The 25,583-nt window shown below is 37.9% G+C and carries 22 protein-coding genes; 18 read left to right on the top strand and 4 right to left on the bottom strand.

The features are described from left to right. Positions 1 to 116: 116 nt before the first annotated feature. The 6 genes from pyrD to H5092_RS11945 all read left to right on the top strand — a co-directional run bounded on the left by pyrD (position 117) and on the right by H5092_RS11945 (position 7,902). Positions 117 to 1,127 carry a quinone-dependent dihydroorotate dehydrogenase gene (gene pyrD / locus H5092_RS11970; RefSeq protein ID WP_182733573.1) on the top strand — a complete coding sequence of 337 codons (1,011 nt, stop codon included), beginning with the start codon at positions 117 to 119 and terminating at the stop codon, positions 1,125 to 1,127. Positions 1,128 to 1,244: 117 nt separating this feature from the next. Then, a complete protein-coding gene (locus H5092_RS11965) occupies positions 1,245 to 1,775 on the top strand; it encodes a cell division protein ZapC domain-containing protein (RefSeq protein WP_182733572.1) in 531 nt (176 codons plus the stop codon). Positions 1,776 to 1,866: 91 nt separating this feature from the next. Then, positions 1,867 to 3,984, top strand: coding sequence for a bifunctional 23S rRNA (guanine(2069)-N(7))-methyltransferase RlmK/23S rRNA (guanine(2445)-N(2))-methyltransferase RlmL (gene rlmKL / locus H5092_RS11960; protein WP_138489126.1), 2,118 nt, complete (start codon positions 1,867 to 1,869; stop codon positions 3,982 to 3,984). Further along, positions 3,977 to 4,216, top strand: coding sequence for a glutaredoxin family protein (locus tag H5092_RS11955; RefSeq protein WP_182733571.1), 240 nt, complete (start codon positions 3,977 to 3,979; stop codon positions 4,214 to 4,216). The genes rlmKL and H5092_RS11955 overlap by 8 nt, the downstream gene beginning before the upstream one ends. Before the next feature lie 15 nt (positions 4,217 to 4,231). Further along, complete coding sequence (locus H5092_RS11950) at positions 4,232 to 6,145, top strand: ABC transporter ATP-binding protein (protein ID WP_182733570.1); 1,914 nt, start codon at positions 4,232 to 4,234, stop codon at positions 6,143 to 6,145. Positions 6,146 to 6,156: 11 nt separating this feature from the next. Beyond that, positions 6,157 to 7,902 carry a DUF3466 family protein gene (locus H5092_RS11945; protein WP_182692356.1) on the top strand — a complete coding sequence of 582 codons (1,746 nt, stop codon included), beginning with the start codon at positions 6,157 to 6,159 and terminating at the stop codon, positions 7,900 to 7,902. Positions 7,903 to 8,004: 102 nt separating this feature from the next. Here the strand turns inward: H5092_RS11945 and H5092_RS11940 are convergent, their stop codons facing one another. Then, positions 8,005 to 8,511: a DUF2062 domain-containing protein gene (locus H5092_RS11940; protein WP_024595571.1), complete on the bottom strand. Its 507-nt coding sequence runs from the start codon at positions 8,509 to 8,511 to the stop codon at positions 8,005 to 8,007. Here H5092_RS11940 and H5092_RS11935 point away from each other — a divergent pair. Genes H5092_RS11935 through tcdA form a run of 7 tightly spaced genes read left to right on the top strand, consistent with a single transcriptional unit; the run spans position 8,491 to position 15,952 of the window. Further along, on the top strand, positions 8,491 to 10,758 hold the full coding sequence (locus H5092_RS11935; protein WP_182733569.1) for a DNA internalization-related competence protein ComEC/Rec2: 2,268 nt from the start codon (positions 8,491 to 8,493) through the stop codon (positions 10,756 to 10,758). The two genes, H5092_RS11940 and H5092_RS11935, sit on opposite strands and share 21 nt — an antisense overlap. 60 nt (positions 10,759 to 10,818) lie before the next feature. Further along, positions 10,819 to 12,564: a lipid A export permease/ATP-binding protein MsbA gene (msbA, locus tag H5092_RS11930; RefSeq protein WP_182715531.1), complete on the top strand. Its 1,746-nt coding sequence runs from the start codon at positions 10,819 to 10,821 to the stop codon at positions 12,562 to 12,564. Further along, positions 12,561 to 13,541 (top strand): tetraacyldisaccharide 4'-kinase, encoded by a 981-nt coding sequence (gene lpxK / locus H5092_RS11925; protein ID WP_182733568.1) that lies wholly within the window; start codon positions 12,561 to 12,563, stop codon positions 13,539 to 13,541. Before msbA ends, lpxK begins: the two co-directional genes overlap by 4 nt. Beyond that, positions 13,531 to 13,728 (top strand): Trm112 family protein, encoded by a 198-nt coding sequence (locus H5092_RS11920; protein WP_182681254.1) that lies wholly within the window; start codon positions 13,531 to 13,533, stop codon positions 13,726 to 13,728. The genes lpxK and H5092_RS11920 overlap by 11 nt, the downstream gene beginning before the upstream one ends. Beyond that, positions 13,716 to 14,477 (top strand): 3-deoxy-manno-octulosonate cytidylyltransferase, encoded by a 762-nt coding sequence (kdsB, locus tag H5092_RS11915; protein WP_182733567.1) that lies wholly within the window; start codon positions 13,716 to 13,718, stop codon positions 14,475 to 14,477. The genes H5092_RS11920 and kdsB overlap by 13 nt, the downstream gene beginning before the upstream one ends. Next, on the top strand, positions 14,474 to 15,154 hold the full coding sequence (locus tag H5092_RS11910; RefSeq protein ID WP_182695657.1) for a TIGR01621 family pseudouridine synthase: 681 nt from the start codon (positions 14,474 to 14,476) through the stop codon (positions 15,152 to 15,154). The genes kdsB and H5092_RS11910 overlap by 4 nt, the downstream gene beginning before the upstream one ends. Further along, positions 15,155 to 15,952 (top strand): tRNA cyclic N6-threonylcarbamoyladenosine(37) synthase TcdA, encoded by a 798-nt coding sequence (gene tcdA / locus H5092_RS11905; RefSeq protein WP_002961793.1) that lies wholly within the window; start codon positions 15,155 to 15,157, stop codon positions 15,950 to 15,952. A gap of 6 nt (positions 15,953 to 15,958) precedes the next feature. On the opposite strand, the gene H5092_RS11900 is transcribed toward tcdA, so the two are convergent. The 3 genes from H5092_RS11900 to H5092_RS11890 form a co-directional block, all read right to left on the bottom strand. Continuing rightward, positions 15,959 to 16,375, bottom strand: coding sequence for a SufE family protein (locus H5092_RS11900; RefSeq protein ID WP_165723481.1), 417 nt, complete (start codon positions 16,373 to 16,375; stop codon positions 15,959 to 15,961). Between the two features lie 33 nt (positions 16,376 to 16,408). Then, complete coding sequence (locus H5092_RS11895; RefSeq protein WP_182733566.1) at positions 16,409 to 17,635, bottom strand: SufS family cysteine desulfurase; 1,227 nt, start codon at positions 17,633 to 17,635, stop codon at positions 16,409 to 16,411. Between the two features lie 114 nt (positions 17,636 to 17,749). After that, positions 17,750 to 19,036, bottom strand: coding sequence for a citrate synthase (locus tag H5092_RS11890; RefSeq protein ID WP_002961796.1), 1,287 nt, complete (start codon positions 19,034 to 19,036; stop codon positions 17,750 to 17,752). A 420-nt stretch (positions 19,037 to 19,456) separates the two neighbouring features. Between H5092_RS11890 and sdhC the strand changes: the two genes are divergently transcribed. The 5 genes from sdhC (at position 19,457) to sucA (ending at position 25,583) form a co-directional block, all read left to right on the top strand. Then, positions 19,457 to 19,834, top strand: coding sequence for a succinate dehydrogenase, cytochrome b556 subunit (gene sdhC, locus H5092_RS11885; protein WP_122975019.1), 378 nt, complete (start codon positions 19,457 to 19,459; stop codon positions 19,832 to 19,834). Beyond that, positions 19,825 to 20,172, top strand: coding sequence for a succinate dehydrogenase, hydrophobic membrane anchor protein (gene sdhD, locus H5092_RS11880; protein WP_002961798.1), 348 nt, complete (start codon positions 19,825 to 19,827; stop codon positions 20,170 to 20,172). The genes sdhC and sdhD overlap by 10 nt, the downstream gene beginning before the upstream one ends. Then, complete coding sequence (gene sdhA / locus H5092_RS11875; protein ID WP_002961801.1) at positions 20,173 to 21,945, top strand: succinate dehydrogenase flavoprotein subunit; 1,773 nt, start codon at positions 20,173 to 20,175, stop codon at positions 21,943 to 21,945. It begins immediately after the preceding gene. 10 nt (positions 21,946 to 21,955) lie between these two features. Continuing rightward, positions 21,956 to 22,672 carry a succinate dehydrogenase iron-sulfur subunit gene (locus H5092_RS11870; protein WP_002961804.1) on the top strand — a complete coding sequence of 239 codons (717 nt, stop codon included), beginning with the start codon at positions 21,956 to 21,958 and terminating at the stop codon, positions 22,670 to 22,672. Between the two features lie 91 nt (positions 22,673 to 22,763). Beyond that, complete coding sequence (sucA, locus tag H5092_RS11865; RefSeq protein WP_033021680.1) at positions 22,764 to 25,583, top strand: 2-oxoglutarate dehydrogenase E1 component; 2,820 nt, start codon at positions 22,764 to 22,766, stop codon at positions 25,581 to 25,583.

The raw sequence follows: 25,583 nt of genomic DNA, 5'->3' as shown, positions 1-25,583 counted from the left end.
GCTTTAACCAGTTAATTGTTTAGTAAATAAATAACTGATTGTTAAAATTGTTATACAATACCTCAGCCTTGTCTGAGGTATTTTTTTGTCTAAAATTTAAAAAGAGGATTATATTGATGTTTTATGATTTAGCTCGCCGTTTTATGTTTACCCGTGATGCGGAGTGGGCGCATGAGTTTGCACTTAATAATCTTCGTCGTTTTACCAATACACCTTTAAATTTAGCTTGGTCGCAAAATATTTCTGATAAGCCAGTCGATTTTTTGGGTCTGAAATTTAAAAACCCTGTAGGGCTAGCAGCTGGCCTTGATAAAAATGCGGAATGTATTGATGCATTCAGCCAAATGGGCTTTGGTTTTATTGAAGTTGGCACTATTACGCCGCGTGCTCAAGCTGGTAATGATAAACCTCGTATTTTTAGGTTGCCAGAATCAAACGCTATTATTAACCGTATGGGTTTTAATAATAAAGGCGTTGATAACTTAGTTGCAAATGTAAAAGCAGCAAAATACAGCGGCATACTCGGTATTAATATTGGTAAAAATAAAGATACGCCAAATGAACAAGGTAAAGATGACTATATTCATTGTATGCGTAAAGTATTTGAACATGCCTCATATATTACGGTAAATATTTCATCACCAAATACACCTGGCTTACGTGATTTGCAATATGGCGCTACACTTGATGATTTACTGCAAAGTCTTAAAAACGAACAGCTAGATTTAGTTGCAAAGCACAATAAACAAGTGCCTATGCTTGTAAAAATTGCACCGGATCTAGATCAAATTCAAATAGAGCAAGTAAGTGAGTCACTTTTAAATAATAAAATCGATGGTGTAATTGCCACCAACACCACGCTTGAGCGAGCTGCAGTTATGGGCCAGCTATATGCAGAAGAAGCCGGCGGTTTATCAGGTCACCCAGTTAGAATGCGTTCTACAGAGGTAGTGAGTGAATTGAAACGCTTAACACAAGGTAAGTTACCAATCATCGGAGTAGGCGGAATAGATGATGCGCAATCAGCAAAAGAAAAGTTCGATGCAGGCGCAAATTTAGTCCAGGTTTATACTGGGTTCATCTACAAAGGTCCACAATTGGTAAAGTCGATCGTTAACGGCTTATAAGGATCAGTTATCTAAGCTTTTGATCGTTCGATAAATGTTCTAAGCAAGCATTTTAAAAGTGGTCAAAAGCGGTTATACTGTGAGCAATAATTATTCAACATACCCAAGGAGGAGTAAATGTTACAAGCATCAAAGCAATGGCAGTGGATTACTTGTCCTAATAAAAATCGTTTGTTACTTGATTTAAATGACGACATGCAATTATGTACGCCCTATAAGTTAAGACAACTCACCGATTCTGTTTTTAAAAATCCACGTTTTAGTTTAGAAGATGCTGCATTTTATGAACAAGTTTATAACTATTTAGATGGGTTTGAATTGTGGTCTGCTGCTCAAATTTGTCAAATATCGCTAAATGCAACCGCCGTTAAGTATCACTTAAAACCCGTTTTATCAAAAAGCTGGTTTTTTGAAGAGTACACTGGAACAGAGCCAAGTGTAGAAGCAATAGTAAAATTAATATCTAAATCGCAGACTGGCGATTTTTTAATTGTAGAGCATTGCCCTGATGCATCTATTTGCTTAAATTTAAGCGCAACCTTTAAATTAGACGAAAATTTATCTTTAGCACAATTTGAAGTAATCCGTATTTTGAATAATCGAGTCCACCCCATCCTAAATCAGCAATATCAAAATCAAACCGCCTAACCAAATTTAAGTCTTAAGCGTGTCTTTATGGCGTGTTTGTCGCCCAACCTATGTTATAATCCTGCGCAATTAGCTATTAAGGGTTATTACTTTGCAATTTATCGCACTTACTTCTATCGGAATCGAAAATTTATTGGTTGATGAACTAACAGAACTTGGCGCAACTGTGTCTAAGCAAACTGTTGGTTCTGTTCGTTTTGAGGCTGACTCATTACTGGCGCAAAAGGTTTGTTTATCAAGTCGTTTTGCAACGCGTGTGCTTATGCTTATTGAAGAAAAAGAAGGCGTAGATGACAAGAATAGCCTGTATAATTTTGCTCGCTCGCAACCTTGGCAAGAGTGGTTTGGACCAACTCAAACATTCGCTGTCGACTTCAACGGTACCAATGACTCATTAAAAAACACACAATTTTCGGGTCTTGTAATAAAAGATGCGATTGTTGACTACTTTAATGATTTATACGAGCAGCGTCCTAACGTTGATAAGCAAGATGCAAATGTGCGTGTTGTTGCACGATTAAATCGTTACGGCGTTTCTATGTATATAGATTATTCGGGCCCTCGTTTGTCTGAACGTGGTTACCGTCAAGGTCAAGGTAAAGCACCAATTAAAGAACATTTAGCTGCTGCATTAATTAAACGAAGTGGTTGGCTTGATAATGTAAAACAACCTTTATTCGATCCATGTTGTGGTGCGGGTACTATTTTAATCGAAGCGGCTGGGATGGCACGAAACGAAGCACCGGGATTATTTCGTGAAGGCTTTGCTTTTGAGCGTTTACCTAGTTTTAGAGCCGCTAAATTTAAAGAACTTAAAGAAGAGTTACTTGCTAACATTACCGATCCTAAATTGTGGTTAATTGGCCACGATTACGATGAACAAGTTTTAAATAAAGCGATTGATAATGCCAAACGTGCTGAGCTTGATGATGTTATTAAGTTTAAGCAAAGCGACGCAACTAAACTTACTGCTGTTGCAAAATTACCGGGTGTTGTAATTTCAAACTTACCTTATGGTGAACGTATTGGTTCTATGGCTGAGCTTGTTGATTTACACCGTAATTTAGGTGTTGGCTTTAAAAAGCACTTTAATCATTGGAAACTTGCCTTACTAGGTATGGACGAGAGCTTATTTAAACTTTTAAAACTTGTGCGCCTTAAGCGTTATAAGTTTAAAAATGGCCCACTTGATGTTGAACTTAACTTATATCAATTAGATGATAAGCAAGTAAGTTTGACTACCGATGATAAAAAAGCGCTTAATTTTGAGGGCTCTACGTCATTCGCAAATAGATTGAAAAAGAATAAGCAAGGCTTAAAAAACTGGCTTAAACAAAATAAAGTAGACGCTTATCGTGTTTATGAAGCGGATATCCCTGAGTACAATGTTGCTGTAGATATTTACGGTGATTCTGCGGTTATTTTTGAATATGCAGCGCCTAAAGAAATTGATGAAAAAACATCAGAAAAACGCCTGCAAGACGTAATAACATTGACTTCGCAACAACTTGATATCTCACCTGAAAATATTGCTGTAAAAGTGCGTAAAAAGCAAAAGGGCGAAGAGCAGTATACGGCCATGTCTAAACAAAACCGCACTATGGTAGTTGAAGAGTTTGGTGCTAAGTTTAAAGTTAATTTATTTGACTACTTAGACACAGGTTTGTTTTTAGATCACCGTTTAATGCGTCGTTATATTCAAGAAAATGCGAAAGATAAGCGCTTTTTAAACTTGTTTGCATACACAGGTACTGCCTCTGTGCATGCTGCACTTGGTGGCGCTAAAGCAATTACAACAGTTGATTTATCTAAAACCTATTTAAAATGGGGCCAAGATAACTTCGATTTAAACAATATCAGTAATACACGTTACCGTTTTGAACAAGCAGATTGTTTAAAATGGTTAGAGCATGCGACAGCACAATATGATTTGATATTTTTAGACCCTCCAACGTTCTCAAACTCAAAACGTATGAAAGACGCGTTTGATGTGCAAAGTGATCACATTAAATTATTAACGTGGGTTAAAAAGATCTTAAGTCCATCAGGTACTTTGATTTTCTCTAATAACAAACGTGGTTTTGTAATGGATGAAGTTGGCCTGATTGGTTTAGGTTTAAAAGCCGTTAATATCTCAGATAAAACGCTATCACCAGACTTCAAACGTAATAAAAAAATCCATAATAGCTGGCTAATTACGCATGGCTAAATGGATTTTATATCATACTGATGGTTGCCACTTGTGCGAACAGGCTGAGCAACTTATCACTGATGTACTAAATGACAACAGTGAGTTATTACTAATCGATATTATGACTGATGAGCAGCTTATTGCTGAGTATCAAATTACTATTCCTGTATTAAAAAGTGAAAAAGGCGAGAAATTATATTGGCCTTTTACTTTACACTCTGTGCGCAAATTTTTAGCACAAGCAGAATAAGAGCAAATAAGAACTATGGATTTAATAAGAATTTTAAAAGCACAACTTGCTTTTGGTACACATGCTTTGCTTAACAAAGCAGACGCTGTTATAGAAAGTGGCGAAAGAGTGTGTGTAGTTGGTCGAAATGGCGCGGGTAAGTCAACGTTATTAAAAGTACTCGATGGACAAGTTGTTTTAGATGATGGTGAAATAAATCAGCTTGGTGGTATTCGAATTTCTCGTTTAGAGCAAGATCCACCAAAAGGTGCAAGCGGAACTGTATTTGATTACGTCGCACAGGGTATGCCAGAAATCGCTAACCTACTCATTGATTTTCATCATGTTAGCAACGAACTGCAAACACAATGTACTGATAAGTTATTAAATAAACTTGAACGTTTATCAAACCAACTTGAAGCCGCTGATGGTTGGCGTTTTGATAGCCGAATTCAATTAGTTTTGACACAATTAGAATTAACACCAGAGGCTAAGCTTGAGTCTCTTTCTGGTGGCTGGTTACGTAAAGTAGCACTTGCGCGTGCACTTGTAAGTGAGCCTGACTTATTATTACTAGATGAGCCAACAAACCATTTAGATATGGCAAGTGTAATGTGGCTTGAACAGTTTTTAAAAGAATTTAAAGGCGGCATTGTATTTATATCGCATGACCGTGCGTTTATTCGCGCTGTCGCTACGCGTATTTTAGATTTAGATCGCGGTAAACTTATTTCCTACCCAGGTGATTACGCGACTTATCTAGAGCAAAAAGCGCATGATTTAAAAGTAGAAGAAGCGCAAAATGCATTGTTTGATAAGCGTTTAGCTGAAGAAGAAACGTGGATTCGCCAGGGTGTTAAAGCGCGAAGAACGCGTAACGAAGGGCGTGTTCGAGAGCTAAAACAGCTACGTAATGAGCGCAAGCAACGTGTTGATCAAGTTGGAAAAACTGACTTTAATATTGAAACAGCTGATCGCTCAGGTAAGTTGGTATTTGAAGCTAAGAACCTTTGCCATGCATTTAAAGACAAAGTTATTGCTGATGATTTTTCGACACTTGTAATGCGTGGCGACAGAATTGGCTTAGTAGGCCCAAATGGTATTGGTAAAACAACACTATTAAAACTAATGTTTGGTGATTTAGAACCAGATAGTGGTATTACTAAGCAAGGTGTTAATTTAGAGTTTGCTTACTTTGACCAATACCGTGAAAAACTTGACGAAGAAGCAACTGTTCAAGATAACGTTGCCGAAGGTAAACAAGAAGTGATGATGGGCGGTCGTTCACGTCATGTTTTAGGTTACCTGCAAGACTTTTTATTCCCTCCAGCCCGCGCTCGAACCCCGGTTAAAGCACTCTCTGGTGGTGAAAAAAATAGACTGTTATTAGCTAAACTGTTTTTAAAACCATCTAATATACTTGTTCTCGATGAGCCAACGAATGACTTGGACATTGAAACGTTAGAGTTACTAGAGGACATTATTAATCAATATCAAGGTACAGTGCTGATTGTAAGCCATGACCGAGAATTTATTGATAATACATGTTCTAGTGTATGGGCATTTGAAGGCAATGGTAAAGTAACAGATATCGTCGGTGGTTATAGCGACTATGAAGCTTATGTAGGTTACTTAGCTGAACAAGAAAAAAAAATTCAGCAACAACCAGTAAAAAAAGTTGAAAAAGTAGCCGCTCCAGCTGCAAAACCAGCAGCTAAGACAAATAAACTCTCTTACAAATTAAAACTTGAATTAGAGCAACTACCGAATAAAATGGAAAAACTAGAAGCTGAAATTGAAGCTCAACAAGCTGTAGTGAGTGACGCTAACTTTTTTAAACAAGAGAGTGATGTAACAACTAAAGCATTGAACCATTTAGCACAACTTGAGTCTTACCTTGAAGCTGCCCTTGAGCGATGGGAAGAACTTGAAGAATTACAGAATCAGTAGTAAGGATTAAAATGAAATATAAATTACTCGCTGCCAGTATTTTAGCGACATTAAGCACTTCAGCAACAAGTGCGACGTACCAGTTAAGTGAATTAGGGACTCTTGAAGACGCTAAATATTCTTATGTAACAGATGTAAGCGAAAGCGGGCATATTATTGGTTTCGCAAATGGTTTATACAATTTACCTATTGATACAAGCTATATAGATTTTACTGAAAACCTTATTGAAAATAGCTATGACAATACAGAGGCAGCATTTGAATTAAGTGATAAAGAGATTACCTTCACACTTGATGACATTGAAAATAATGATGCGGTACTTACTAATGCTGATGCACACACTTTCATGGTTAGTTTTTTATCTTCAATTTCTACAAATTTTGAATATCAAAAATTAAGCTCATTAGTAGGCATAAAATATAATGATACACAAATAACTGAGCAACCATTATTTGATATTGCATCTGTTGATTATGACGGACTAACACGTTCAACTACTAACCTTTTTAATGCTGTAACTGAAGATGGTGTTACAGTCGGTTGGGGAAGCGCTCCATACGATAAAGTATCTTTTACACCTGATGGTGAAGATGATGCAGAAACATGGTTTACTCATGAATTTATAGAGCGTGGGATTGTAATAAGCGCTGATGGCAGTGTAAGTGTTGAGTTAGAGCCTGAGTTTAATGAATACGGTGGTACAAGTCGTGCCAACGATATTATTAAAACTAACAGTGGTTATACCGTTGTAGGTAACATGTCTACAAGCATTCCAGATGACAGACAAGATAATATTGATGATAACTGTGATAATGAAGACGAACCTACGTCAGTATGTATCAACTTGTTAAATACAAATATTACACGAGGCTTATTTAATAAGCGCGCTGTTAAATGGGAACTTGATGAATCACTTAATATCACGTCTGTTGAAGAGCTTGGTATGGCACTGACACCTGACGAAGGTGAAGCGGAAGATGATGCATTTACAAGTACTGCTTTAGCAGTGAACAACAACGGGACAATTGTAGGATCATCGAATACACGTTATTACAAAAATGACGATACAATTCTTACAATGCCAGTTTATTTTAAAGACGGTGCGGTTGTTGATTTTATTAATCAAGAAGATGACTGGCAGTCTGGTAAATCAATTGCTATTAATGATAACGATGTAATTACAGGTTATGCAACTAAGCGTATTGAAGGCACTCTTCGTAATAAATTCTTTTACCATGATATAGCAACGGGTAGTACGGTTTTCCCTACTGATTACTTTTCAAGCTCAAGTTCTTACGGTAACGATATAAACAACCAAGGTTATATTGTAGGTGAAGGGGAAGTGGGTGTTTCTGATAGCTCGCGACTCAAAGAGGCCTTTATTTACAAAATTGGTGAAGACAAAATCACTAATCTAAACGATTTACTGCCTTGTTATGACACCGACGGTGAAACTGATTACGCTTATACTATGGTTGAAGCGACTGCTATCAACGAAAATAATGAAATATTTGGTACTGCGACTAAAACAGTTGAAAAGCTAGATTCATTAGGCGGTGTAGTAACTGATATTAATGGTGAAATTGAATATGAGAGTATTGCAATAGCAGTTAAACTAACGCCCATTGCAAATGGTGAAGTAGAAAGCTGTGCTCCAGTAGAAGCTGAAGTTTATGAGCGTAACTCTGCTAGCTTCCCTTGGTATACATTATTGTTATTACCACTGGTTGGCTTAAGGCGTGTATTTCGCTTTTAAAGTTTATTGATTATAAAAAAACCAACTTGATAAAGTTGGTTTTTTTTCGTCTATAATATTTTATTAGATTAGGATTGCAGCGATTCTTTAGCTTTAACGCCACTAATTATTTCGTGATAACCATGCTTTTTTCACAGAGCGGCGCCAAATAATATCGATACCAAAATATCCTATAATTGATGCAATAGAAGCACATACTAATGAACCTAATAAAAATGCAGGACCAATTGTTTCTATACTTTCTAAAAACCAAGACCAACTTGCTTCAAATACAAAGTGTTGTTCTGGCTGATTAAGTATTAACGTACCCACTAAGTATGAGCCATAAAAGATAGGTGGCATGGTTAATGGATTCGTAAGCCATACTAAAGCAACTGATATGGGTAAATTAACCCTAAATAATATAGCACCTGCTGCGGCTAAAACCATTTGAAAAGGAACAGGGATGAAAGCAAAAAATAACCCGACCGCGAAGGCCCCTCGAGCTGAACGTCTATTTAAATGCCAAAGATTTGCGTCTTGCAAAAGTCGTCCAAATATTTTTAGTGATTTATGATGTCTAATTTTATTTGGATCAGGTAAAAATCTTTGGATCGTTTTTTTAGCCATTTAAAGCAACCATTTACATCAGTGTGGATAAGTCTTGGGTTTGTAATTGGCTGTGTAGCAACCGTGTTTTATTATCAAACTCTCGAATTTACAGTCTTCACAATTTTCATTGTAATAGTGAGCGCTTATTTTAAGCCGTTTTTAAACGTATTGTTAGGCTTTATTTGTGCAATTTGCTTTGTTGGTATGCATTTTTACCTTTTTTATAGTTTTGAAATACCAAAACCGAACGAAAAGTATGCACTTGATTCTACATTAGTTGTTGAAGAGATTATTTCTGATAAAAAACCACAGTATATCAAAGCCAAAATAGTGGCATTAGATGGGAGTAGCTTTTCGAATTTTAGAGCACCCAAAGCAATGCTCAGTGTTAATTCTGCACAGCCTTTTACAGTCGGGGATGAATTCTCTGCATTAATCCATTTAAAATATTTTCGCAGTAATAAAAATTTTAATGTGTTTGATACTGAACGTTATGCATTTATAAATAGAATATTATTTAAAGGCAAAGTTCTCAATAAAGAGCTTAATATAATACACAGCGATAAACAAAGCATCGTACTAGATTATCAAAACTTCATTAAAAATACCTATACAAATACAAGATTGCAGTGGCTCTATTATGCATTACTCAGTGGTGATAAATCGTTAATGAGCTATACAGATAAACAATTAATGCAATCACTTGGGTTAAGTCATTTACTGGCTATATCGGGTTTACATATTGGTTTGATTTTTAGCTTTGGTTATTTATTCATTCGATTTATCTGTACGAAAATAAACTTTTCAATTGGTCAATCATTTAACCTTACACTTTACTACAGTTCGTTCGGTTTTATAGCTGCATTAGTTTACGTATATTTAAGTGACTTTTTAGTATCAGCAACGCGAGCGCTAATTATGCTGGGTTGTTATTTGTTACTTTATTTTCTTGCTAAACAGCCGCTGCGTTGGCGTAGTATTTTATTTGCCTTGGTTATAGTGCTTACTGTTAACCCATTTAATTTACTTAATCCAGGTCTGTATTTTTCATTTTTAGCGGTCGCTATAATTTTTACTGTTATTAATAAATTACCAATATTAAATACACGAATCAAAAACAAAATTATTGCGTTATTTGTTATTCAAGTAGCATTGTTTATCGGTTTATTACCACTTTCACTTTATTTTTTTAATGGCGTAAGTATTGCGGGACTAGTGATTAACTTAATTGCGATACCGTTTCTTTCCATCATTATTTTACCATTTTTGATTGTTTTTACATTACTGAGTACTTTTATAGATATAGGTAATTTAATACATTTGTTTGATACAGGGTTATATGCGTTATTTAAATTACTTTATGAAATACCCGAGTCGTTAAGATGGCTGACAACAGGAAGAATCGAGTTAATATTCGTCATTTTTACCTATATTACTATGTTGATGATTTACTTCCTCCCCTATAAATTGCTCTGTTTCATTCCTTTAACAGTACTTTTATTGAATAATCTTCTAAAAGAAAAGCCTAACTGGCAACTTCATGTGTTTGATGTTGGGCATGGTCTCATGGCATTAATTGAAAAAGATAACCAAGTGCTTATCTATGATTTTGGTCCAAGTTATTTTAATCGTTTTAGTCGTACGCGAAGTATCTTATTGCCTTATATAAAAGCAAATAATTTCACAGTAAAAACAGCGATTCTAAGTCATGAAGACAGCGATCACGCTGGAGGAATACAGCATTTTATTGAAGCTGGATTTGGGGAAACATTAAAGCAATTTCACCCTGAAAATACACTTAGTGTGTGTGAAGTCCAAAGTGTTGATTTTGTCGGTTTAAGAGTAGAAAGCTTTAGCACTAGAGGGTATGGGAATGAAAACGACGATTCATGCGTTGTTAGAGTATCGAGTAATACTTATAGTGTGTTATTTACAGGTGATATATCAAAATCTCGTGAAGCCTCCTTATTAGCGAATAATACACCGTTGAAAAGTACAGTCATGTTAAGCCCGCATCATGGCAGTGATACATCCTCAAGTGTTAATTTTATTAGTGATGTAGCTCCTAAAGTTGTGATTCATTCAAGTGCTTATAAAGGACAGTGGGAATTTCCCAAGCCCGTTGTCGTCGAGCGTTACAAAGCAATAAGCGCCGAGCAATTTACAACAGGCGTTGAAGGACAAATTAGTATTAAATTCTACTCAAACAATTTGGTCATAGAAACAGCAAGAGGGCAGGAAAGTTATTGGTTTATCAAAGATTGACGTTTAGTTTTATCTCATCGAAGGATACAATACAGGGAGTTACTGTATTTAGAGAGTGTTATGGATCAAAGTACTGCACAAATTTATAAACGTCTTGTCTCGTATGTTGGCGCATACAAAAGCGTCGCTTTTATCGCAATTGTTGGGATGATAGGCTATTCAGCAATGGATGCTTTATTCATTCAATTAATGAAGCCGTTTATTGATCAAGGTTTAAACCAGCGAAATACAGAAGTTTTAAAGTACGCTCCTTTTGTAGTTATCGCGTTAGTACTAGGGCGTGGTGTTTTTAACTTTATGTCTTCGTACTGTTTAAGTTATGTGGGCTCTCAAGTTGTACGCTCTTTACGCCAAGAGTTATTTGAGCACATATTGCATTTACCCGTTTCTTTTCATGACAAAAACTCAACAGGCGATTTAATTTCAAAAATCACTTTTGACACAGAGCAAGTTCAACAAGCAATTACTAAAGCGTTACTTATTGTTGTACGTGAAGGAGCCTTTGTTGTCTTTTTACTTGGTGTAATGTTTTATACCAGTTGGAAGCTCTCACTTATATTTCTAGTCATCATCCCTCTCGTTGCTATTATTGTAGCGGTTGTATCGAAACGTTTTCGCCATATTTCTAAAAGTATCCAATCAGCTATGGGGCAGGTTACACGTAGCTCTGAACAAATGCTTAGCGGACATAAAGTTATTCATGGATTTGGCGGACAAGACCAAGAAATAAACCATTTCTCAAAGATTAATAATCATAACCGCCAGCAGCGCATTAAAATGGATGCGACAAAGGCTTTAAGTGTATCAATTATTCAAATATTAGCAGCAAGTGCTATGGCTGTTATTTTATGGGCTGTATCTCTTCCATCAATGATTGATACGATTACCTCAGGTGACTTCATGGCATTGATTGCCTCAATGATGATGCTATTGCGACCGCTAAAACAACTCGCCAATGTTAATAGCGATATGCAGCGTGGTATCTCTGCAGCTCAAAGTATATTTTTAGTTTTAGATGAAGAAATGGAAAAAGATACTGGCACCGTTTCAGTCGATAAAGTTAAAGGGGTAATTGAAGTTAAAAATGTAACCTTTAAGTACCCAACAAAAGATGAAGCCGTATTAAACGATTTGTCGCTAACGATTAAAGCGGGTGAAAGTATTGCCTTAGTTGGGCGCTCAGGCTCGGGTAAATCAACAATTTCTAATTTATTACCACGCTACTATGACTTAGAGTTACCGAGTGAAATATTACTTGATGGTATAGCCCTGCAGGATTATAAATTAACAGATTTGCGTCGCCAATTTGCTTTAGTGTCTCAACAAGTCGTGTTATTTAACGATACGATTGCTAACAATATTTGTTATGGCATAAAGCATGATGTGTCTGAGGAAGAATTAGAGCAAGTTGCTAAACAGGCGCATGTTTGGGAGTTTGTTAAAGACCTGCCAGAGCAATTAAACACCATGGTAGGTGAAAATGGTGTAATGCTCTCCGGCGGTCAACGCCAGCGTATAGCGATAGCACGTGCAATATTAAAAGACGCACCTATTTTGATTTTAGACGAGGCTACATCAGCACTTGATACCGAATCAGAAAAGCTTATTCAGCAAGCATTAGAAACGCTAATGAAAGATAAAACCTCAATTGTTATTGCGCATCGCTTATCTACTATCGAAAACAGTGACCGAATCTATGTTATTGATAACGGTCGTGTAATTGAAAGTGGCGATCACAATAGCTTATTAGCAAATGACGGTACTTATTCAGCCCTTTGCAAAATGCAGTTTGGTGATCAGGCGTGAGTAAAATAGAACAAAGCTGGTATAAACCATTTGGTCTAATTACTTTACTGTTATTACCATTAAGTGCTTTGTTTTGGGTTGTATCGTCATTTCGAAAATACTTATACAGCGCTAAAATACTTAAACCTTTTGAGTGCAAAACGCCTGTAATTGTAGTTGGCAATATAAGTGTTGGCGGTAATGGTAAAACGCCTTTTGTTTTGTGGCTGTATGGTCATTTAACACAACAAGGTTTATCAGTAGGAATTATTAGTAGAGGATATGGCGGGCAATCAGAAAATTACCCACTGTTAGTTACTGAGCTTGTAGATGCTCAGCAGGCTGGAGATGAGCCCGTACTTTTATACCATCGTTTAAAGTGCCCAATAGCGGTTGGGCCTAATAGACAGCACAATATCGATTTATTAGAAAATAATTATACACTCGATGTTATTATTTCTGATGATGGAATGCAGCATTATAAAATGCCTCGTAGCATTGAGTGTTGTATTGTTGATAGTGAGCGTCGTTTTGGTAATGGCTTTGTTATGCCAGCAGGGCCACTTCGTGAAACAACTAAACGTTTGCAAATTGTCGATATAGTAATTGAAAATGGTGGTGAGGCTAATAATAGCTACACATTACAAGTAAGTAATCTTCGCTTAGTTAACTCAAGCGACTATGCAAAAAGTAACGTAAGTGAAGCACATGCAATAAGTGCAATTGGGAACCCTAAACGGTTTGAAAACTCATTAGAAGCACAAGATATTACGTTATTATCGACTCATCATTTTAGAGATCATTATGCTTATACAGTAGATGATTTTGCCCAATTTGGTGATGATTGCATTATAATGACCGAAAAAGATGCCGTTAAATGTAAGCCCTTTGCAAAGCCTAATTGGTATTATTTACCAGTAGATGCACAACCTACCGATAGCGTAATAAACAAATTAAATTCAATATTAAAAGAAAAAGGAATACTCAATGGCCTTTGATACAAAATTACTCGAGATAATTGCGTGCCCTGTTTGCAAGGGAAAATTACGCTTTGATAGAGACAACAACGAACTAATTAGCACAGCAGCTAAGCTTGCTTATCCTGTTCAAGATGATATTCCAGTATTACTTGAAAATGAAGCACGTGAGTTATCTTTAGAAGAGGTTGAAAAGTGGAATTCGTAGTTGTAATTCCTGCTCGTTTTGCATCGACCCGACTACCAGGTAAACCGCTTGCTGATATTTGTGGCAAGCCAATGGTTCAACACGTTTACGAAAAAGCATGTTTATCAGGTGCTAGTAAAGTAGTTATAGCAACCGATCATCAAAAAGTATTTGATGCAGTAAGTATGTTTACTAATGATGTAGTAATGACGCGTGAAGATCACCAGTCGGGTACTGAACGATTAGCTGAAGTGGTTGATTTGCTTAAACTTGATAGCAATAAAATTGTGGTTAATGTACAAGGCGATGAGCCATTACTTGCACCAGAAAACGTATCTCAAGTTGCTGCACTATTAAGTGATTCAACAGCACCAATGGCAACGTTAAGTGTTGCTATTGAAGAACGTGATGAAGTATTTAATCCTAATGCCGTTAAAGTGGTTAGCGATATAAATAAAAATGCCCTGTATTTCTCTCGTGCAAGTATACCGTTTGATAGAAATACGATGATGGGTGATAGCACTGCCCTTAATTTAGCCCCGTTTCAACGCCATGTAGGTATTTATGCGTACAGAGCGGGTTTTATTAAACAATACATAGAGCTGAGTGTATCACCATTAGAATTACTTGAATCACTTGAGCAGTTACGTGTTTTGTATCACGGTTATAAAATTAAAATAGAACAAGCTCAAATAGCCCCTCATGCAGGTGTAGATACGCCTGATGACTTAGCTAAAGTGATAGCGCATATTAAAAGTAAAAACGTGTGAGTGAGCAAGTAAGTAAGATAATAAAAGTTGTTTATACACATAACGACTTTTATATTTTAGAAAAGCCAGCGGGTCTTAATTTTCATTCTGAAGAGGGACCCGGCTTTGTTGTTTTAGCCGAACAACAATTATCGCAAAAGCTTTATGCCGTTCATCGTTTAGATAAAGTGACATCAGGGCTTATTATTTTAGCAAGAAACAAAGCCGCTGCAGCCGCCTTTACTGTTATGTTTACTGAGCATGCGATTGCTAAATTTTATTTAGCGATTAGTGATGCTAAACCAAAAAAGAAGCAGGGGTGGATAAAAGGCGATATGGCTAAGTCTCGCCGTGGCTCGTTTAAGTTACTAACGAGTACACTTAACCCTGCAATCACCCGATTCTATTCTCTGAGTTATAAGCCAGGATTTAGAGGGTATATTTTAAAACCTTACTCTGGCAAAACACATCAACTAAGAGTGGCACTAAAAAGTGTGGGCGCAGCTATTTTAGGCGATGCAATGTATTCAGGCGCGCCTTCTAATCGTACCTATTTACATGCATATGCGTTAAGCTTTTTATGGCAAGGTGAACAAATACAGCTAACTTTATTACCCGATAGTGGTGATGAGTATTTGGCGTTAATTAAACATCAAGATTTTCAAGCATGGCAATCGCCATGGCAACTGGATTGGTAAATGAGCGAAAAAGTTACAGATATACGTTTTGGTGGTATTAAACGTTTATATGGTCATCAACAGTTTGATTGGCTTCAAGAAGCACATTTTTGTGTAGTAGGTATTGGTGGTGTAGGAAGCTGGACAGCAGAAGCACTTGCGCGTACTGGTGTTGGTAAAATAACACTTATAGATTTGGATGATATTTGCGCCACTAACGTAAATAGGCAAATTCATGCGTTAACGGGCACTATTGGTCAAGCTAAAGTCGATGCAATGAAAGCGCGCTGCGAGCTTATTAACCCAGAATGCCAAATTAGTGTAATAGATGACTTTATTACGCTTGATAATATTCAAGAGCATATTCAAGGTTTTGATTATGTAATTGATTGTATTGATGCAGTTAAAGAAAAAGCAGCATTAATTGCTCACTGTAAACGTAATAAACTACCTATAATTACAACTGGTGGTGCTGGCGGGCAAACAGATCCTAGCCAAATAACTTTTGGTGATGTAGCTAAAACTACGCAAGACCCATTACTTGCAAAGGTGCGCTATATTTTGCGCAAGCAATATAATTTTAGTAATAATCCTAAACGTAAGTTTAATATTGATTGTGTTTACTCAACAGAGCAATTGGTTTACCCAGGAAGCGATGGCAGCGTATGTCATGCTAAGCAAAGTGCTGATGGCACAATGAATATGGACTGTAATAATGGTTTTGGCTCTGTGACTATGATCACAGGAAGCTTTGGTTTTTTTGTTGCTGCAAAAGCGGTGCGTAAATATCTAGATAAAAAACAACGCTCACAAGCTTAGTTTTCGTTAACTAAGCTTGTGTTGTGCCATGGTTTGTATCTTATCAACCATGGCTTTAATACCATTACCACGTGATGCGCTTAAGTGGCTTATAAGGCCGAGCTTTTCAAATTCTTCATACGCATTTTTATTCACTACCTGTTCTGGTGTAAGCCCGTTGTAAAGCGCTAAAATAATGGCTAATAATCCTTTTACTATACGAGTATCAGAGTCACCTATTACAACAAGTGTATTTTCGGTTAAGTCAAATTCAACGAACATCCATACTTTGCTTTCACAGCCTGGTACAAGTGCATCATCAGTTTTCAAAACATCAGCTAAAGCCGGTAACGTTTTTCCTAAAAGCATTATCTCACGATATTTTTGCTGCCAAGCGGTCGCATTTTTTATAGATTCTGTGACTTTTTTAAACGTATTTGTCATGAGTTATCCTAATTAATTCTATTAAACTGGCGTTCAATCTAATAAAGCGATACATTTTTTAAGTGAATCAATGAATATATCTACATCTGTGTAGGTATTATAAAAAGAAAAACTCGCTCTTAACGTTCCATCAAGCCCTAAATGTGTCATTAATGGTTGCGTACAATGGTGTCCACTTCTGACTGCAACCCCATATACGTCAAGTAAAGTTGCCAAATCATAAGGATGTTCATCTTTAAAATTAAAACAGAGTGTACCAATATTGTCAGATAGGTTGCTGAATATGGTAATGCCATCCACCTTTACCAATTTTTGTGCCGCGTAACTAAACAATTCTTGTTCATATTGCTGTATTTGCATGTGATCTAATTCATTTAAATAGTCTAATGCGGCACCAAAGCCTAAAACTCCAGAAATATTTGGTGTGCCAGTTTCAAATTTTGCAGGCGCAGGGCGATAAGTGCTATGAGTTAAGTAAACTTTATCGATCATTTCACCGCCGGATTGGTAAATATCTAGCGTATTTAGCTCTTCATATTGGCCATAAAGTACACCTAAGCCTGTTGGACCGAGCATTTTATGGCTTGAGCAAACATAAAAGTCACAGTTTAATTCACGTAAATCGGGTTTTAAATGCAGTGCACCTTGGGCTCCATCGACTAAAACAAGCGAATTCACCTCTTTTGCAGCTACAATTAGTGGCTTTAAATCAGTGATATTACCCAGTGTGTTCGATGCTTGTGTAATCGCTAATAAGGCAGGTTTTGTTTCTTTTATAAATTCACAGCATTGTTGGGTGTTTAGCGTGCCGTTATTATTAAGCGGCAGAGAGACTAATTTAGCTCCCGTCTGTTGGCTTACTAGTTGCCAAGGCACTATGTTTGCGTGATGCTCAAGCGGAGATATTATTATGGTATGACTTTCATCTAAACGCTTTTTTAAGCCGTTAGCGACCAAATTTATGGCTTCTGTAGCACCTTTAGTCCATACAATCTCTTTACTTAAGACATTAAAAAACCTTGCAGTTTTATCCCGGACTTGTTCATAAGAATAAGTGGCCTGTTCGCTAAGTGTATGGCGTCCACGGTGTACATTTGCATTTTGAGACGTATAAAACTCAGTAATTGTATCTATAACTGATTGAGGCTTTTGTGAGGTTGCTGCTGAGTCTAAATAAACAAGCGGGCAGCCGTTTATTGTTTGATTTAATGTCGGGAAGTCTTTTCTAATTTTATTTATATCAAACTTTAAAGTAGGCATAGCTCATCTACATAGTGTTTTTAAGGCAGGGATTGTAATCGGTTTATGATAATTCTCAAGTGCTGTTAATAAAAAAGGCCGCAAAATGCGGCCTTTTAAACTAACCAGCGCTAATTAACGTTTGTCAGTTGATACGTAGTCACGTTGAGTGTAACCAGTATACATTTGGCGAGGACGGCTGATCTTATGACCAGGTTGAGATAGCATCTCATCCCAGTGAGTGATCCAACCAACAGTACGTGCCATTGCAAAAATTACAGTGAACATGCTTGTTGGAATACCAATCGCTTTTAAGATAATACCAGAGTAGAAATCTACGTTAGGGTATAGTTTCTTCTCTACAAAGTACGGGTCTTCAAGGGCAATTTGCTCAAGCTTCATAGCAATATCAAGAAGTGGATCTTGGATATTTAGCTCAGCTAAAACTTCATGACACGTTTGACGCATTACTGTAGCACGTGGGTCGAAGTTTTTGTAAACGCGGTGACCAAAGCCCATAAGGCGGAATGGGTCAGCTTTGTCTTTAGCTTTAGCAACGTATTCATCAATACGGTCCACAGAGCCAATCTCTTCTAACATGTTTAAACATGCTTCGTTAGCGCCGCCGTGAGCAGGTCCCCATAAAGAAGCAATACCAGCTGCAATACATGCATACGGGTTAGCACCTGATGAACCAGCAAGACGAACTGTTGAAGTAGATGCATTTTGCTCATGATCTGCATGAAGCATAAAGATTTTATCCATAGCTTTAGCAGTTACAGGGTTAACTTTATATTCTTCAGCAGGTACAGAGAACATCATGTGTAAGAAGTTTTCTGCGTAGCTTAAATCGTTACGTGGGTATACAAACGGTTGGCCGATGTTTGTTTTATAAGCCATTGCAGCAATAGTTGGTAACTTAGCAACTAGCTTAACTGCACTTGTTTTACGTTGTTCTGCATCAGTAATATCAAGGTCTTCATGATAAAAAGATGATAATGCACCCACTACGCCACAAAGCATTGCCATTGGGTGAGCGTCAAAGCGGAAACCTTGGAAAAAGTTAGCAATTTTCTCGTCAAGCATAGTGCTTGTAGTGATTTCATTCTTAAAAACTTCGTATTGTTCTTTAGAAGGTAACTCACCATTTAAAAGTAAGTAGCAAAGCTCAATATAGTTAGAATCTTCAGCTAATTGCTCAATTGGGTAACCACGGTGAAGTAGTACACCTTTACCACCATCAATATAGGTGATTGCAGATTCACAAGAACCAGTCGACATGAAACCTGGGTCATAAGTAAAGTGACCATGTGAACCTAACGTACGTACGTCGATTACATCTTGGCCAGCAGTGCCTTGATAAATTGGAAGTTCGATTGGATCTAGTCCATCAATATGGACTGTGGCTTTTTTATCTGCCATCGCTATGTATCTCCTATTAAGATATCTATTCTGATTTTTAGATTTTAAAGTTCTGAAATCTGTTTTAAGCACATCTTCGCATTTTAACGTGAAAGAGGGGGTTAAAGTCAATTTTTATAAACATTATGCATATATGTATAATAAATATTCGGTATTAATTAAATATAATACTATTGGCTAATTCGCAAACATCTCTAAATAAACAAGAATTGTAAAAAGTCCTATGGGTATATATACTAACGGTGGTTTTAAACCGTATTGTATTTGGGTAAACATATTCTTAACAGCTTAAAATTTACTGTTTTGTGAACTTTAACTATTTTGATACGTTTATTCTGATAGTTCCATCAGTAATATTTGGTGGGTTTTTAGAAAAACAAGTAGATGAGCTCCACTGTGAGCAAAGATGGGCAAGTAACTGTGAAAAAGCAAAGACCTGTAAATCTAGATCTAACAACTATATCTATGCCGGCAACGGCTAAAGCTTCAATTTTTCACCGCGTCACCGGTGTTGCATTGTTTTTTGCTTTAACGTTTGTCATTTGGGCTTGGTCTGAGTCTCTCTCTTCAGCTGAAGGTTTTGAATTCGTCAAGGGTCTGTTTAACGGATTCATTGCCAAATTTATAGCTTGGGGCACTGTTTCTGTATTAGGTTATCACCTTATTGGTGGCATCCGTCATATGATTATGGATATGGGACATTGGGAAGAACTTGAATCAGGTAACCTCAGCGCTAAAGTATCAATGGCTCTTGGTGTTGTGTTTGCCGTATTGGCAGGGGTGTGGATATGGTTTTAAATCAAGCAACTCTAAAACGTGATGGTGTACAAGATTTCGTATCTTTACGTACCACGGCATTAATAATCAGCGCGTACGCGATTTTTATTATCGGCTATTTTTTAGCGACGCCAGAAGTCACTTTCGAAGCCTGGACAGGCCTCTTCTCTAACCTAGCAATGAAAGGGTTTACTTTAATTACCCTTATTTGCATTATGGTTCATACCCGCATTGGCCTTTGGCAAGTTCTTACAGACTATGTTAAGTGTTCGAAGTTGCGTGCTGTATTAGGTTTTGTTTTAAACCTAATGGCCGTTGCTTACGTAGCTATTGGTCTAATCGTATTATGGGGTGTTTAAGTGAAATATTCTGTTCGTGAATTTGACGCCGTAGTAATTGGTGCAGGTGGTGCTGGTATGCGCGCTGCTTTAGCAATTACAGAATCTGGCAAAACGTGTGCATTAATATCTAAAGTATTTCCAACGCGCTCACACACTGTATCTGCTCAAGGTGGTATTACAGTAGCGCTTGGTAATTCACACGAAGACAACTGGGAATGGCATATGTACGATACCGTTAAGGGTTCCGATTTTATCGGTGACCAAGACGCTATTGAATACATGTGTCAAACTGGCCCAGAAGCTATTACTGAATTAGAAAACATGGGACTACCATTTTCTCGTTTTGAAAATGGCCGTGTTTACCAACGTCCTTTCGGTGGTCAATCGAAAAACTTTGGTGGTGAACAAGCCGCACGTACTGCTGCTGCAGCTGACCGTACTGGTCATGCTTTACTTCATCTTCTATATCAACAAAACGTTAAAAACAAAACAAATGTATTCTCTGAGTGGTATGCACTTGACTTAGTTAAAAACGACAATGGCGATGTAGTAGGGTGTACAGCAATTGAGATTGAAACAGGTGAAATCACTTTCTTCAAATCTAAAGCAGTTGTATTAGCCACTGGTGGTGCAGGTCGTATATTCGCATCAACAACAAATGCTCACATTAACACCGGTGACGGTGTTGGTATGGCAACACGCGCTGGTATTTCTATGCAAGACATGGAAATGTGGCAGTTCCACCCAACGGGTATTGCAGGTGCTGGTACGCTAGTAACTGAAGGTTGTCGTGGTGAAGGCGGTTATCTTTTAAATAAAGATGGCGAGCGCTTCATGGAACGTTACGCACCAAATGCAAAAGACTTAGCGTCTCGTGATGTTGTTGCGCGTTCAATGATGACTGAAATCCGTGAAGGTCGTGGTTGTGATGGTCCTTGGGGTCCTCATATCAAGCTGAAACTTGACCATTTAGGTGAAGAAACGCTTAACCTACGTCTTCCTGGCGTATGTGACTTAGCTAAAACTTTCGCTCACGTTGATCCAGCTAAAGAGCCAATTCCAGTAATTCCTACTTGTCATTATATGATGGGTGGTGTTCCTACTAACGTAAATGGACAAGCACTACAAATCGATGCTCAAGGCAACGAAAAAGTAGTTGAAGGTTTATTTGCTGTTGGTGAGATTGCATGTGTATCTGTACACGGTGCAAACCGCCTAGGTGGTAACTCATTACTAGATTTAGTTGTATTTGGCCGTGCTGCTGGTAACTTCTTAGGTAAGTACCTTAAAGATGTTGAAGTATCAAAAGCGGCTTCAGAGTCAGATTTAGAAGCGTCTCTTGCACGTTACAACCGTTGGGAAAATTCAACGGCTGGCCAAGGTGAAGATCCAGTTCAAATCAAAAAAGACCTACAGCAATGTATGCAGCTTAACTTCTCGGTATTCCGTGAAGGCGATTCAATGGCTTCAGGTCTTCAAGAACTTAAAGAAATTCGTGAACGTCTGCAACATGCTCGTCTTGATGATAAATCATCAGACTTCAATACGCAGCGTATCGAATGTCTTGAACTAGATAACTTAATGGAAACAGCTTACTCAACTGCAGTAGCTGCAAACTTCCGTACAGAAAGCCGTGGTGCACATTCTCGCTTTGACTACCCAGATCGTGATGACGAAAACTGGTTATGTCACTCAGTATTCAATCCTGTAACGGATGAAATGAGTAAGCGTGATGTAAACTATGCGCCTAAAACGCGTGAAGCTTTCCCACCTAAAGCACGTGTTTACTAGGAGATAGACGATGGCACAAGTACAATTTTCAGTTTATCGTTATAATCCAGATGTTGACAACGCTCCTCGTATGCAAGAATACACCTTGCAAACAGAGGAAGGTCACGACATGATGGTGTTAGATGCACTTATTCTTTTAAAAGAACAAGATCCTACACTATCTTTTCGTCGTTCATGCCGTGAAGGTGTGTGTGGATCTGATGGTGTTAACATGAATGGTAAAAATGGTTTAGCATGTATTACTCCTTTATCTACGCTACAAAAAAATGGCAAAGGTAAAATTGTAGTACGTCCATTACCAGGCTTACCTGTGGTTCGTGACCTTGTTATTGACATGAGTCAGTTCTACACTCAGTACGAAAAAGTTAAACCTTATTTAATTAATGATCAGCCTGCAGCAGGCGAGCGTCTTCAATCTATTGAAGAACGTGATAAATTAGATGGGCTATATGAGTGTATTTTGTGTGCATGTTGTTCGACATCGTGTCCTTCGTTCTGGTGGAATCCAGACAAGTTCATTGGTCCAGCAGGCCTTCTTCACGCTTACCGTTTCTTAGCTGATAGCCGAGATACAGCAACTGAAGAACGTTTAGCGGATTTAGACGATGCGTTCAGTGTGTTCCGTTGCCACAGTATCATGAACTGTGTTAGCGTTTGTCCTAAGGGTCTTAACCCGACTAAAGCAATTGGGCAAATCAAATCTATGTTATTAAACCGAGCGGTTTGATTACTTAGTAAACGTAAGATGGCTAATACAGATTATTAGCCATCTTGTTATGATAACTATTAATTTCTGCGCTAAAGAAAAGGGCTTATAAATGCACGAAGGTGTGATGAAGGCATGGCTAGAATCTTCACATTTAAACGGCGGCAACGTTGCTTATGTAGAAGAGCTTTATGAAGCGTATTTAGACGATGCGACTTCTGTGCCAGATGAATGGCGAGAAGTGTTCGAACAATTACCTAAAGTTGATGGTGTGGATGTTGAAGTAAAACATTCAGAAGTTCGAACGCAGTTTGCACAGCTTGCAAAAAACAAGCATAGAGAAGTAGTGGTAGCAGAGGGTAGTGGCGGTGACCTTAAACAGGTTAAAGTTCTACAACTTATTAATGCTTTCCGTTTTCGTGGACACCAAAATGCAAACCTAGATCCATTAGGTATTTGGCAACGAGAGCGTGTACGAGATTTAGAGCTAGAGTACCACGACTTATCTTCAAGTGATTTTGACCGCGAGTTTAACGTAGGATCGTTTGCCGTAGGCCGCGATACTATGCCTTTAGGTGAACTATACCAAGCACTAAAAACTACATATTGTGGTTCAATTGGCGCTGAGTATATGCACATCACATCAACAGAGGAAAAGCGTTGGTTACAACAGCGTTTAGAATCTGTCCAGTCTAGGCCAAAATTCGAAAAAGACGAAAAGCTGCGTATCCTAAAAGGATTAACTGCTGCTGACGGACTTGAAAAATATTTAGGGGCTAAGTTCCCAGGTGCTAAGCGTTTCTCACTTGAAGGTGGCGATGCGTTAGTTCCAATGTTAAAAGAGCTTATTCACCGCGCTGGTGAAAGCGGCCAACAAGAAGCTGTTATTGGTATGGCTCACCGTGGTCGTTTAAATGTTCTTGTAAATGTACTTGGTAAAAATCCATCAGAGTTATTTGATGAGTTTGCTGGTAAACATAAAGAAACATTAAGTTCTGGCGATGTTAAATACCACATGGGTTATTCATCTGACTTTGCTACTAAAGGTGGCAATGTTCATATGGCGCTTGCGTTTAACCCGTCTCATCTTGAAATTGTAAACCCAGTTGTTATGGGCTCAGTACGTGCTCGTCTTGATCGCTTAGGTGACAGTTCTGGTATTAAAGCTTTACCAATTACAATTCATGGTGATTCTGCGGTTACAGGCCAAGGTGTTGTACAAGAAACGTTTAACTTATCACAAACTAACGCGTTTAGTTGTGGTGGTAGTATTCGTATTGTTGTAAATAACCAAGTTGGTTTTACTACATCAAAACAAGACGATGTACGCTCTACAGATTACTGTACTGACATTGCTAAAATGGTTCAGTCACCTATCTTCCATGTTAACTCTGATGACCCTGAAGCAGTTGCATTTGTTACTCAAATTGCACTTGATTTCAGAAACCAGTTTAAACGTGACGTAGTAATCGATTTAGTATGTTACCGTCGCCATGGTCACAATGAAGCTGATGAGCCTAATGCAACTCAGCCTGTTATGTACCAAAAAATTAAAAAGCACCCAGTTCCACGTTTAATATACGCAGATCAACTTATAGCTGAAGGCTCTTTTTCTGAACAAGAAATAAAAGCACTTGCTGATGAGTACCGTAATGCATTAGACGAAGGCAACTGTGTTGTTTCAGAAATACAACCAGAGACATCGCATTCTTCAGATTGGGCAAAGTATGTTGGCCATGAATGGGATGTTGATTACGATGCCAGCGTACCTGTTGAAGAGCTCAAAGCACTCGGTGAGAAAATCGCTTCTTACCCAGAGCAATATAAAGCACAGTCACGCGTTAAAAAGATTTACGATGATCGTAAATTAATGGCTTCTGGTGAGAAACCTCTAGATTGGGGTATGGCAGAAACACTTGCTTATGCAACAATTGCAACTGAAGGCACTGACATTCGTTTAACTGGTCAGGATTCAGGGCGTGGTACATTCTTCCATCGTCATGCTGTTGTTCACAGTCAATCAGACGGCGCTACTTATACACCTCTACAGCACTTAAGCGAAGATCAAGGTACTTTTGAAGTATTTGACTCTGTTTTATCTGAAGAAGCTGTTGTTGCTTTTGAATACGGTTATGCAACTGCAGAGCCTACTTCATTAGTACTTTGGGAAGCACAGTTTGGTGATTTCGCCAACGGTGCACAAGTTGTATTTGACCAATTCCTAAGTTCTGGTGAGCAAAAATGGGGCCGTTTATGTGGTCTTACAATTTTGTTACCACATGGCTACGAAGGACAAGGTCCAGAACATAGTTCAGCTCGTTTAGAGCGTTTCCTACAACTATGTGCTGATCACAACATGCAAGTCTGTGTTCCATCTACTCCTGCACAAGTTTACGCTATGCTTCGTCGTCAATCAGTTCGACCACTACGTCGTCCGTTGATTGTTATGACGCCTAAGTCGTTGCTTCGTCATCCTCTTGCAACTTCATCGCTTGAAGAGCTATCGCATGGTGTTTTCCATAATATGATCGACGAAGTTGATGATATTAACCCTGAGAAAGTTGAACGCGTTGTATTTTGTAGTGGTAAAGTTTATTACGAACTATTACAAGAGCGTCGTAAGCTAGAGCAAGATAATATTGCTATTGTTCGTGTTGAGCAGTTATATCCGTTCCCACATGACGAAATGCAAACAATTATGGAGCGTTACCAACACGTAACTGATTTTGTATGGTGTCAAGAAGAGCCACAAAACCAAGGTGCATGGTATTGTTCACAACATCACTTTATTGATGCAATCCCACAAGGTGCTAAATTAAAATATGCAGGACGTAAAGCGTCTGCATCACCAGCGTGTGGTTACATGTCAGTACATACTAAAGAACAACAAGCGCTCGTTGCCGACGCGCTTACTATAGAAAATAAAGGATAA

The sequence above is a fragment of the Pseudoalteromonas sp. SR41-7 genome, from assembly GCF_014163935.1.
Lineage (GTDB): Bacteria > Pseudomonadota > Gammaproteobacteria > Enterobacterales > Alteromonadaceae > Pseudoalteromonas > Pseudoalteromonas distincta.
The sequence above is the reverse complement of the archived record's forward strand: the minus strand, read 5'-3'. Positions and strand labels throughout refer to the sequence as shown.